12 protein-coding genes are annotated in these 12,212 nt (G+C 39.8%); 9 read left to right on the top strand and 3 right to left on the bottom strand.

Annotated elements, in window-relative coordinates:
• Nucleotides 1-317, bottom strand: a 317-nt coding sequence (locus KGY70_10230) for a sugar O-acetyltransferase (protein ID MBS3775555.1), incomplete at its 3' end; no start/stop codon positions are given.
• Between the two features lie 115 nt (nucleotides 318-432).
• Here KGY70_10230 and KGY70_10225 point away from each other — a divergent pair.
• Both KGY70_10225 and KGY70_10220 read left to right on the top strand, forming a co-directional pair.
• On the top strand, nucleotides 433-990 hold the full coding sequence (locus tag KGY70_10225) for a carboxymuconolactone decarboxylase family protein (GenBank protein ID MBS3775554.1): 558 nt from the start codon (nucleotides 433-435) through the stop codon (nucleotides 988-990).
• A gap of 510 nt (nucleotides 991-1,500) precedes the next feature.
• Entirely contained in the window at nucleotides 1,501-1,788 is a 288-nt protein-coding gene (locus KGY70_10220) for an integration host factor subunit beta (GenBank protein MBS3775553.1), read from the top strand.
• Nucleotides 1,789-1,792: 4 nt separating this feature from the next.
• Here KGY70_10220 and KGY70_10215 read toward each other — a convergent pair whose 3' ends face one another.
• Both KGY70_10215 and KGY70_10210 read right to left on the bottom strand, forming a co-directional pair.
• Nucleotides 1,793-2,548, bottom strand: a complete 756-nt coding sequence (locus tag KGY70_10215; protein MBS3775552.1) for a hypothetical protein — start codon at nucleotides 2,546-2,548, stop codon at nucleotides 1,793-1,795.
• Nucleotides 2,549-2,940: 392 nt separating this feature from the next.
• Nucleotides 2,941-3,183: a hypothetical protein gene (locus KGY70_10210; GenBank protein ID MBS3775551.1), complete on the bottom strand. Its 243-nt coding sequence runs from the start codon at nucleotides 3,181-3,183 to the stop codon at nucleotides 2,941-2,943.
• Nucleotides 3,184-3,469: 286 nt separating this feature from the next.
• On the opposite strand from KGY70_10210, the gene KGY70_10205 reads away from it, so the two are divergent.
• The 7 genes from KGY70_10205 to KGY70_10175 all read left to right on the top strand — a co-directional run bounded on the left by KGY70_10205 (nucleotide 3,470) and on the right by KGY70_10175 (nucleotide 11,425).
• Complete coding sequence (locus KGY70_10205; protein ID MBS3775550.1) at nucleotides 3,470-3,649, top strand: hypothetical protein; 180 nt, start codon at nucleotides 3,470-3,472, stop codon at nucleotides 3,647-3,649.
• A complete protein-coding gene (locus KGY70_10200) occupies nucleotides 3,642-5,666 on the top strand; it encodes a response regulator (GenBank protein MBS3775549.1) in 2,025 nt (674 codons plus the stop codon). The genes KGY70_10205 and KGY70_10200 overlap by 8 nt, the downstream gene beginning before the upstream one ends.
• Before the next feature lie 106 nt (nucleotides 5,667-5,772).
• Nucleotides 5,773-5,952, top strand: coding sequence for a hypothetical protein (locus KGY70_10195; GenBank protein MBS3775548.1), 180 nt, complete (start codon nucleotides 5,773-5,775; stop codon nucleotides 5,950-5,952).
• Nucleotides 5,953-6,007: 55 nt separating this feature from the next.
• Nucleotides 6,008-6,292: an integration host factor subunit beta gene (locus KGY70_10190; GenBank protein MBS3775547.1), complete on the top strand. Its 285-nt coding sequence runs from the start codon at nucleotides 6,008-6,010 to the stop codon at nucleotides 6,290-6,292.
• A 574-nt stretch (nucleotides 6,293-6,866) separates the two neighbouring features.
• Nucleotides 6,867-7,634 (top strand): hypothetical protein, encoded by a 768-nt coding sequence (locus tag KGY70_10185; protein MBS3775546.1) that lies wholly within the window; start codon nucleotides 6,867-6,869, stop codon nucleotides 7,632-7,634.
• Between the two features lie 81 nt (nucleotides 7,635-7,715).
• On the top strand, nucleotides 7,716-8,135 hold the full coding sequence (locus tag KGY70_10180) for a hypothetical protein (protein ID MBS3775545.1): 420 nt from the start codon (nucleotides 7,716-7,718) through the stop codon (nucleotides 8,133-8,135).
• A gap of 287 nt (nucleotides 8,136-8,422) precedes the next feature.
• The gene (locus KGY70_10175) at nucleotides 8,423-11,425 is read left to right on the top strand and encodes a PD40 domain-containing protein (protein MBS3775544.1); all 3,003 of its coding nucleotides are present in this window, start codon (nucleotides 8,423-8,425) and stop codon (nucleotides 11,423-11,425) included.
• Nucleotides 11,426-12,212 lie beyond the last annotated feature (787 nt).

The following is a 12,212-nucleotide window of genomic DNA, read 5'->3' as shown; positions in this document are numbered from 1 at the left end:
TCACCGATCTTTATTGGGTTCACATCCAGGATCACACAGCCGTAGTTCATGAACACCTCATTTCCTATCTCGATGTTGTATCCGTAATCGCAGTGAAATGGTGGCTGGATCTCCAGGTCGCTGCCCATGCTTCCCAGGATTCCCCGAAGGAGGCCCCTTCTCTCCTCTACACGCTCTATGGGCATGTCATTGAATTGCCGGAAAATCCTGCGCGCCCGCATGCCCTCAGCATTGAGCTGTACATCGTCATGACAGTATAGCTCACCCGCAAGCATCTTCTCTTTTTCAGTCTTTCCCATTTTTTGGTGATTTGACACAAAATTAAAAATCTATTTCTACTTTACCATTCCGCTGTAAGGTTTTACTACATTCTACGACTAAATTGTACCCAAAAAGGGAAAAAATATTGTAAAACCAAAAAAGATAAAGATTATGAAGTACATTGATTTGATCAGCGAAGAAGACGCAGGAAAGGAAGTCAAGGAAGTTTACGGGGCAGTTAGTCAAAAGCTTGGTATGGTACCCGACATCATGAAGGGTCTAGCCAATTCTACGGCTGCATTGAAAGCTTATACCACCCTTTCGGATATTATTGAGAACGGATCATTCACTGCTAAGGAAGTTCAGGCAGGCCTGCTGGCCGTTGCACAGGTTAACCAGTGCTATTATTGCCTGTCAGCGCATACAGCAGCAGCCAAGATGCTGGGATTTTCCGAGCAGGAGACCATCGAAATCAGAAAAGGGACCATTGACGATCCGAAATTAAAGGCACTGACACAACTCCTGCGAGAAATGACCATAGCACGGGGTTATCCTGCAGAATCATACGTCAAACAATTTTTTGACGCGGGCTACACCAAAGCTCATTTTGCAGAACTGGCTCCCATAGTAGCCCTGAAGACCATGAGCAACTACTTCCATCATATGACGGAAATACCGGTAGATTTTCCAAAAGCTACCGAAATTAAAGAGGAGAGGTTGGCAGAATAGCAGGTGGAAACATTTGCAGCAGGATGAAACATTTGCCACTTATTAACTGAGCCACTAATGCACGAATGAAACCCGCATGTAGGAACCTTCACAACAAGAATATGAGTAACATGCGGGTTCCATGGTAATACGAACAGAGTTTCTGAATTTGGCATATCAATTAATTTAAAATTTAAAACTTTAATAAACTGTTACACTAATGAATATTTTATTCGTGTATTAGTGGCGATCATATTGTCAACTATTCCAACCATGCGGGCCCAGAAACCGTCTTTAAAATAACTACATTGTTATAAATATTCTCAAATAATTCGGGCTATGTGATGTATTATAAGTTCTGGTGCAATGTAGAAAATCATTTTATCAGAAAGTATATAGTCTTTAACAATTTTGAGATGAATCCCGATACCAGTGGACCATTTTCAAATTCTTCATTTGCCGTAACACATCATAAATTTTCCCGTATAAAGGAATCAGTTTATTAAAGTATAACCCTTAAATATTTAAAAAATGAGAAAAGCAGAACTGATAGACGAGATGGCCAAAAAAACAGGTATTGAGAAAAAAAACATCGAACAAATCATGGAAACGTTCATGGAAACCGTAAAAGAATCTATGATAGGCGGCGAAGATGTTTATTTGAGAGGTTTTGGAAGTTTTGTCGTGAAAAAGCGCGCTCAGAAAAAAGGCCGGGATATTGGCAAAAACAAAGAAATTGTAATACCGGAACATTACATTCCTGTCTTCAAACCCTCAAAAAAATTTGTTAACAGGGTCAAGCAAAATGTGACCCCATAGAACGCTACCTGGTTCTAAAATCCCGCTTTTTGAAAAGCTTTGGGAAAAAACCCAAATCAAGGCCGTTATAATGTTCCAGTCTTTGATAGAATTTCAGAGGGTTGATGATTTCTTCTTTGGTGGGAGGAGGATTGGTTAATAAAATCTTCGTACCTTCTTCAAGACCGAAAAAATCCAGGAAATCTTTCAAATAATATAAAGAATATTCATATTCTAATTCGGAGGCTTTCTCAACAAACAAAGTCTCTAAACTATCAGACGGTTCATATCTTTCTGGGATGATAATTTCTCCCATTTTATAGGCACAATATTGTGCAACACCCTCTTCAATAAAGGATTTGCTGAAAACATAATCCGGAGTGAGGGTGTAATAATGCTTTGTCCCTTCTGAATACAGTCTGGATTTCATCTCATTAAAAAAAGCGTGTGCTTTCTCATGTATCATTAACCCTCTTAAAGAATTATAGCTAAACCGGATTGAATCTTTCCTTTGTTCCGGCAATGATTGAAGGGAATAATGCCCATAACCATCTACCGTGTCTATGATGACGGTTCTTTCTCCCCTGTGTCTGAAATAAAATCCCTGATGACTGGTATCATCGCTATATTTGGACATTGCATCAGGAACAAAATTCACATCATAGGAGTTTACCTCAAATTTTTCATCGAATTGTTCATTGATCAATGAATCTTTATCTTCTATATATTCAACTACTCCCCGGGTTGTGGCATTTCCCTCCTTGTCTGAAGGGTATTTCAATTCTTGTGCTCCGCATACTAAAAAAGAATGAGTCACTGCTAAAGCCAATGAAATCTTCCTAAGCGCCCTCCAATAATCTAAAACCATAAACTAATAATTGTGATTGAAGCTACATACCGAAACCAATGTAAAAAAATGTAAAAGCACCAATCGAAGGAGGTGCTGTCACAAAACGGGAAAAATATCAGAATTATTGGATGGCATCATCGGGTGCTTATCAGAGGGTAATAATAAAATGACAATCAAATACGTTATTAATATAGCATCCGGTGAGCTGGCTAATTTTAAGGTTTGACATAAATTTCAGTTACTTATAAAGACTTGACATCCTAGCTCCCGGATGTTTTTTTTATTTCCGGTTGCATTTTGGATTATTTTCTCTGTCCGAAACCCTAATGCAACCCTTTTTCGGCTTTCCAGTCAGCAAGACATGCTTGTAATGCGGCAATAGTAGCATCTGAGGTAAGCTGATCCATTTCGCTCTTGTTGCCCGTGCCTTCACTCATATATTTTGTTTCAAGCAATTGTTCCAACTGTTCAATATTAAAGTCGGGATCATTGTTCTTACGATCTTCTATATGATCCACCGTGGCATCATATACTTTTTTATATTTTATCTTTTCCAGCTCCTTCATATGTTTAAAGTTTTTAATTTTGAGTATAGTCTAAAAAGCCTTCAAACTGCTGATTTTTATCGTTTTTACCCCTAACCTCTAAAGGGAAACCGCTAAAAATCAGCAGTTTGAAAAGTCCCCTTAGGGGATTTAGGGGTAAGATGGCTTTTTAGACTGGACTCAATTTTCTCAAATATACAAAAAAATCTAAATATAAGAGTATTTTAACATTGTCGGTTCAAAAATGCTCCATCTGCCGTAACACATTCTTTGTTTCACCGTAAAAAAGACTAAAAATTCCGGTTTAATGAAAGAACATAAAATCTATGCCGATGATATTTTTGATTTTGAAAAACAACTCAATGATTTTTTTGAAGCAAACCCTACAGCCGAAGTTAAATACATCAACTCCCCGAACGGTATTTTTGATATAAACGGAGAGGGGATAAACAGTGGCAAGTTAATTGCCGAGATAATATATGAGTGAATCATACAATGAAAATCTCAGTAAAGAGGAATTAATTGGGAAAATAAACAATTTACAGTCCCAGTTGAAAGAAGAAAAACAGAGGAATAAAAGCCTTGAAAACAAATTATCAGAAAGGGCATTTCAGTTAAAAGAAAGGGAGAAAGAGTTCGCTGGGATATACCGGATCACCCAATTAATTAATGACCCGGATAATACCATAGATTCTGTTTTAGAAAAAGCCGCCGTCATTATTTCAGAATCTTATTTATACCCTGAAAAAGCCTGTGTGAAAATTACCTGGGGCGGAAAAGCATTCACCACTGAAAATTTCAAAAAGACTGAATGGGAACAAAGCGTTTATCAAGAACTTGACAAGGATCAGGGGTCTCTCACCATTCAAGTGTGTTATCCGGAAGAACTCCCCGTGTTAGATGAAGGGCCATTTCTCAGTAAAGAACGAGTACTGCTGGAGATAATAGCAAAAAAATTAACTGTATATCTTCAAAGGAATCAGGCGGAAATAACTACAGGTCAAAAGGAGCAGGAATTTGAATTGGTCTTTAACTCTGTCCTGGATGCAATCTTTATCCATGATTTAGAAGGTAATTTCCTGGAAGTCAACAACGAAGCTTGCAGAAGACTGAATTACAGCCGGGAAGAAATACGCTCCATGACACCAATGGATATCGATGAAAAGTCCTATGCTGAAAAAGCTCCCCGAATCTTTAAAAAACTTGATAAAAAAGGACGTTATAAAGGGGAAACAATCCATGTTTCAAAAGAAGGGACAAAAATACCTACTGAACTCAATTCGACAAAAATTTTCTATGAAGGCAAGCCTGCAATTCTAACGGTAGCAAGAGACATAACAGAAAGAAAGCAGTATGAGAAAGAACTGCTTGATGCCAAAAATAAAGCTGAAGAGAGTGATAAATTAAAATCATCTTTCCTTGCCAATCTTTCCCATGAGATCAGAACGCCTTTAAATGCCATACTGGGCTTTTCTGTTTTATTGGACGACGAAAGCCTGGAAGCAGATAAAAAAAAGGAATTTATCGCTGCCATAAAGGAAGCGGGTAAAAATTTGTTATCGGTCATTAACGACATACTTGATGTTTCTTTTATAGAGTCGGGTCAGATTAAATTGGATAAGAAAAAATTTTCACTGAACTCGATGATCGATAATTTACAGGAGGAAACCAGAAGCAAATTGGATGCTTCCGATAAAAACATTGAAATAACCACCCATAAACATTTTGGAGATGGTGAGGATTTCTTTGTTTCAGACCCTGATAAAGTTCATCAGATATACTCCAAACTGCTTGATAACGCTATAAAATATACAGAGACAGGATACATAGAATTCGGATACAGATATGATGAACGGGAATATCTGGAATTTCATGTAAAAGATACCGGTATAGGAATCCCCGAAGCGTTACAATCATCAATTTTTGAAAGGTTCAGGCAGGGAGACTCTGGGATGGACAGACAGTTCCAAGGTCTGGGTTTAGGCCTGTCTATTGCCAGGGGCCTTGCCGAACAACTCGGAGGGTGCATTGGGTTGGATTCTCAGGTTAACACAGGTGCAACAGTTACTTTCCGGCTTCCTTACCAGGTTAGTAAAGATCCCTCCTCAAGCCGGGAAAAATCAGTCTCAGCCACTGATATATCAGGCAAGAAAATTCTGATTGCAGAAGATGATTTCTCAAATTATAGAGTGTTACAGGAACTACTGAAGGACACAAATGCAGAAATGATATATGCAGAAAACGGAGCAGAAGCCGTGGAATTTTGTAAATCAGATGAAATCGGTCTCATCCTGATGGATATTAAGATGCCTGTTATGGATGGAATTGAAGCTTTATCGAAAATCAGAGAAATGCATCCCGGGATCCCGGCCATTGCCCTAACTGCTTATGCTTATGAAAACGACAAAAAAAGACTGCTGGATAAGGGATTTGATGCATATCTTTCCAAACCTATAGATAAAAATGACCTTATAGAAGTTATTAGAAAGTTAATGGTCTCTTGAACGTTTGGCTAAAGTGCATATACACTTTATTTCTCTATTCAAATTCCCTATCTGCCGTAACACATCAAAAAATTTCCCGTAAAAAAGCGAAGGAAAATTCAAATCCATGAAGGAACATAAAATCTATGCCGATGATATTTTCGATTTTAAAAAACAACTCAACCAATTCTTTCAAGAAAATCCCACCGCCGAAATCCGATGGATCAACTCCCCAACCGGTATTTTAAAAGAGGATGGAGACTGGGTTAACTGTGAAAAACTCATTGCAACAATCATTTATGAATAAAAGTTTTATATTTGCAAAGAATTCATTTAATTGTCAACCATTAAAAATTTAAAAAATGAGAAAAGCAGAACTTGTAGACGAAATCGCCCAAAAAACCGGTATCGAAAAGAAAACAATCCAGGAAACAGTTGAAGCTTTCATGGAGACCGTAAAAGAATCCATGATAGGCGGTGAAGATGTTTATCTGAGAGGCTTCGGGAGTTTTATCGTTAAAAAACGGGCACAAAAGAAAGCTCGGGATATTGGTAAAAACAAGGAAATTGTTATACCGGAACATTACATTCCTGCCTTCAGGCCCTCGGAAAGACTAGTCAACCGGGTAAAGCAGAATGTAAAATAATCCGGCATGAAAGCGCCTTTTAAAACCAGAGGCTTTTATTAAGTAACAACTTGTACTTTATAATCATAAGGCCTAAAAAATGATTGTAATGCAAAGCCCTGAAAGTTCAAAAAATCCCGTGCATTCGCCGGGATTTTTTTATTGAATTAAATTGTCCATTGAAGTGCAAACGAACTGTGAACGGTTTGCCCCGTTTGGGATATCAGCATATTTCCGGTGGATTATGCTATGGGTAATCCAAATATGGGTGGCAACATCTCTGTATCTTCATTGAATTATTCGGGTTAAAAGGTGTTGAAAAAATCTATGCCGATGATATTTTCGATTTTGAAAACCAACTCAACAAATTCTTTGAAGAAAATCCCATCGCCGAAATCAGATGAATCAAGTCCCCAACCGGTATTTTAAAAGAAGATGGAGCCTGGGTTAACAGTGAATAAACCAAACAGGCACAAGCGGACGTTTGTGCCTGTTTCGAATACTTTTTATAAAAAAATATTTTCGCATTCCAACTTTTGGTACATTGTTGCGTCTGATAGTATAGAAAATATAACCATAAAAACTAAAAAAAATTATGAAAATTAAAATTTTATTAGCCACCGCCTTAAGCCTGCTGGTGATGTTTACCGCCTGTAATGAGGATGAAGAAACCGGAAATAACCAGGTAACCCTAAAATTTCAGGCAGTTCATGTTGCAGATATGCTAAAAGCTACCAATAATACACTGGAATTTGACAGTGCCATGGTAGGCATCAGGGAAATCGAGATTGAAAGTGATGACGATGACGACGGAACTGAAGAAAGGGAATACGAATTTGAAGGCCCCTATCAGTTGAATCTGCTCACCGGTACCACACTTTCAGAAATTATCGCAATAGAACCGGGAATCTATCACGAACTGGAAGCCGAAATCGAGCCTGTTCCTGAAGACGGTCATTCGGTTTATATCGAAGCCCGTTACACAAACGCTGACGGAAAAGTTTTTCCGGTGGTGTTTCACACGACTGAATCCATAGACTTTGAAGTAGAAAATGAACAGGGAATTCAAATCAACGATCAGGATATCAAAAACCTGCTCATCCGAATCGATCTGAACGCCTTGTTCGGCAGCATTGACCTTGATGGCGCATACATTGATGATTCCGGAACCATTCTGATCAATGAAAACTACAATGAAAATTTGGCAGACCAGCTCGAAGACTATCTGGATGATCATTCTGAATTTGAGGAAGACGATGACGATGATGACGATGACAACGACGACGATGACGATGATGACGAGGATGACGATGATGACGACGATGACGATGATAACGACGATGACGATGACGACGATGATTAATAAGTGAAGAAAAAATTGATCGTTTTTTAAAGGGTTGCTGGCAGGCAGCCCTTTAATTTTGTTGTCTTTTGACTTGTTTATATGTTTGCTTTCACTCCTTTAAAGATAAAACCCAACATAAAGGACGAGATTTGCTATAATCTGCGTGATTCAGAGGTAAAGTTCAATCACCTTCACCTGGGCTTTGATAACGGCCAGAGTTTTGTCGAATCACTCGATTTTACTGCTATCTATTATGCACTGTATGCTATTCTTTTTGCCGTGGTTCCCATGCTGATTAGCTTTCTGGTAGGGCATTTTTATATGAAAATCCCCATCAGTGAATGCTTTGGCGTTATTTGTGGTGGGATGACTTTTACCCCCGGGCTTGATATTATCCGGGAGATTGATAAATCCGAGCGCCCCGTAGTTGCTTATTCCTCTGTTTACCCTGTAGCCCTTATACTGGTAATCCTCTTAGTACAGGGTATGTTCCTTTCTTTGAATGCTTTGGGGGCGTAGGCAATCCGTTCCTGTTAAATTAATGTTTGTGAGTTGAAACCTAACAAACAAGTTTCACTTTATAATCATAAGTACCTTACCGGGCGAGTTTTGCCACAAAAAGCAAGAATTTGACCGGTAAGGCATAAAAAATAATTCTCCTTTAAAACATTTCTTTTTATACGGAGTTAAACAATTGGTATATTCTTTGATATAATTTTTTATTGACCCTTCTTAAAGTAATTATTAAAAAAATGAAACCGATAGTGTTCTTTCCTAACATGTTGCTTTTTTTGAGCCTCTTCATTATGTCCTTTCCTTCCTATGGCCAATACTTTGGACAAAACAAAGTGAATTATGAAAAATTTGGATTTGAAATCTATGAAACGGATCATTTTCAGATTTATAATTATATGGGACATAATGATGCCATAAAGAGACTGGGCCGACAAAGCGAACAGTGGTATAATCGCCATTTTGCCATTTTTAGGGATACCATTCTTAACAATCCGTTTATTATGTACAACAACCACCCGGATTTTCAGCAAACAACTGTAATCGGCGGTGATATAGGCGTAGGAACCGGGGGTGTCACGGAGGCCCTCAGGAAAAGAGTAATTATGCCATTTATGATCTCCAACAGAGAAACCGATCATGTACTGGGTCATGAGATGGTTCACGTATTTCAGTATAATGTGGTTAAAACAAACGATACACTGGGTCTGCAATCGCTCAGCAACATTCCTTTATGGATGATTGAGGGGATGGCTGAATACTTATCCATCGGTCCGGCGGACAATAAGACTGCCATGTGGATGCGGGATGCCGTTATACATGATGATATCCCCACCATCAAAGATATGACGAGAAAGCCCTATGATTATTTTCCTTATCGTTATGGCCATGCTTTTTGGTCTTTTGTTACCGGTGTATGGGGAGATGCCATGATCGAACCGGTATTGTTTTCTACAGCTAGATTTGGCATTGAGCAGGCTGTGAATTCTCTGTTCGGGATGAATACCGACAGCTTGTCCTCCATGTGGCAGAAATCAGTCAGAGAAACTTACGCACCTTATATCGGGGGAGATACCATAAAACCGGTGGGAAGAAACATGTTTACCCCTGAAAATTCGGGCGAACTGAATTTATCTCCTGTTCTGAGTCCCGATGGCAGGTACATGACGTATATCTCCAATAAAAATGTAATTAATGTGGATATTTTGATGGCCCGTACGGAAGACAAAAAGGTTATCAAAACACTGAGCAGCACATTGAGGCAGGGTGATATTGACAATTACAATTACATTGAATCGGCAGGATCTTTTTCCCCCGGAGGGGACCGATATGTCATGACAACCATCGGCAGGGGCAGAAACAGGCTGCTCATTGCCAATGTGGAAAGGAATAGAGCAAAAGTTGTGGAGCAGATAGATTTAAAAGGCATTCAGGCTTTTGATAATCCCGAATGGTCACCTGACGGAGATAAAATTCTTCTGAGTGGCCTGGTGGATGGTCAGAGTGATCTGTTTAGCTATCATTTGTCATCCGGTAGAATTGATCAGCTTACCAATGATACATATTCCGACCTTCAGGCTGCGTGGTCTCCCGATGGAAATAAGATAGCTTTTATCTCCGAAAGAGGGCCGGATACGGATTTGAACACGCCCTTCTATGGCAAATACCGGTTATGTATGATGGAGGTTGCAACAGGGGAGGTTGAGGTTTTGCCTGTTTTTCCCGAAAGCGATAATTTGAGTCCGCAATTTTCTCCTGACGGACGCTCGGTCTATTTTCTTTCTCATGCGGATGGGTATAGAAACCTTTACGAGTATGAGCTGCATACGGGGCGTGTTTTCAGGTTAACGGAGTTTGTTACGGGCATAAGCGGAATTACGGATCTCGCTCCTGCATATAGTGTTGCTTCCAAAACCGGTGAAATTGCCTATACGCTTTACGGGGATGACCTTTATTCCATTCATATGGCCAAACCGGAAGAATTTGAACGGATTCAGGTAGACAGGAATCTTGCCGATGAAGGAGCTTCCCTATTACCTCCCGGAAGGGGAAGGGTGTTAAGTATTGTGGGGCCCAATCTGGAGCGCCATCCATACATAGCGGATACTTCATTTACAGAGAAGCCCTACAATCCCAAATTTCAACTTGATTATATAGGAAGTACAGGTGTGGGTGTGGGATCAAGCCAGTTCGGTACCTACGCTTCAGGCGGGGTGACCGCTTACTGGAGTGATGTATTGAAGCGTCATCAGTTGATAACCAATCTTCAGGTTCAGGGTGAAATATATGATTTCGGTGGATATGTATCTTACCTGAACCAGGAAAATCAGTTGTTTTGGGGTGGGGCCCTGAGCCACATACCTTACACCTATTCTTCCTATGGTTTCAATCCCTACGACAGCATTCAGACAGGCCAGGGCAGCATCCCTGTAAGCAACTTTATAATCAGGCAATTCAGAATCTTTAATGATCAGTTCTCTTTATTCGGGCAATATCCATTGTCGAAGCAACTCCGTTTTGAATCGGGAGCCACCATTTCACGCTATAGTTATATGGTTCAGCAATACAACAATTATTATTACGGAAATTTACTGATAGACAGGGACAAGGAAAGGATGAAGGAAATGGAGCCAGACCCGTTTTACGTAGGTAATACCTATCTGGCTTATGTCGGGGACAATTCCAACTTTGGCATTACCGGACCTTTGGATGGTTACAGGCATCGTTTTGAGATCGGCAAGATGTTTGCTTCCTACAATCTATACAATACCATGTTGGATTACAGAAAATATTACTACCAGAATCCATTCAGTTTTGGTTTCCGGGTACTGCATTATGCCCGATACGGACGTGACCGCAATGAGTTGTATCCCATATATATTGGGGATAATTACTATGTGCGGGGCTATGCCTATAATTCTTATGATCAGTACGGAGGGTACGGATTCAATTATAGGGATCTGAATACCATGGTTGGATCTAAGATGGGAGTGTTCAATGCTGAAGCGCGTTTGCCCTTTACCGGGCCGGAAAGGCTGACTTTTATTCAGTCAAAATATCTGTTTACCACACTGGTAGGATTTTTTGACGGAGGAGTCGCCGCATATGAATACAGGGACATAGATTTCTCATGGCAGCCCTCCGGGAGGAAGAATACCCCAATATTCAGCACGGGACTGGCTTTAAGGTTGAACCTGTTCGGTTATGCCGTGCTTGAAGGTTATCTGGCTTATCCTTTCCAGCGCAACGATAAGGATTTTGTATTTGGTTTGTATATTAGCGGCGGTGGATGGTAATATAACATTGTGCCATAGAATTGTAATATATTAAGAGTCCCGGTATGAAAACACAATATTGGCTGATAAGGCGCTACGCAGCTCTAGTAAAATGTCCCACATGATTGTATGGTATTTCCCAATGTTGAGTATACGTCCCGCATGCTTGCATGACGTTTTTCGGAAAAAAATTCCCCAACACATGCATTTGTTATCATCAATGGAGCCGAAAAATACCATCCTTTGGTAAGTGAGCTCAATGCCCTGATCGATGACTATGAAACCGGCATAGAAAGAAGGCTGAGCACGGGTGCAGAAGAAACCGATGAAGAAAACGAACTCAACCAGGATCTGGAAGAGGCCGCGGAATAATTGTCAGGAAAAAGGCCGAATAAAAGTTCAAAAAAATCCCGTGCATTCGCCGGGATTTTTTTTATTGAATTAAATTTGAGTCTAGTCTAAAAAGCCATAGTTTTAGCTGCAAGGCGCTTAGCGGCTGTTGTAGCATGTTGTTTATCAGTAAAATATATTTTATGCTTATAGCTAATAAAGCCGCTTAGCGCCTTCTTAGACCAGTCTCAAATTTTCCATTGAGGTGCAAACGAACTGAGAACGGTTTGCCCCGTTTGGGATATCAGGATATTTCCGGTGGATTATGCTATGGGTTATTCAAATATGGGGGGTATGTGCATTTATCTCTCGAGTTTAAAAATCTCTATAAGATTCTGATTTATGGATTTGATCGTATCTTTATCAACTCGTCCAATCAGTCCAATAGCAAGATCTTTATCGATGGTAGCAAGCTTGG

Source organism: Bacteroidales bacterium, assembly GCA_018334875.1.
Lineage (GTDB): Bacteria > Bacteroidota > Bacteroidia > Bacteroidales > UBA12077 > JAGXLC01.
The sequence above is the reverse complement of the archived record's forward strand: the minus strand, read 5'-3'. Positions and strand labels throughout refer to the sequence as shown.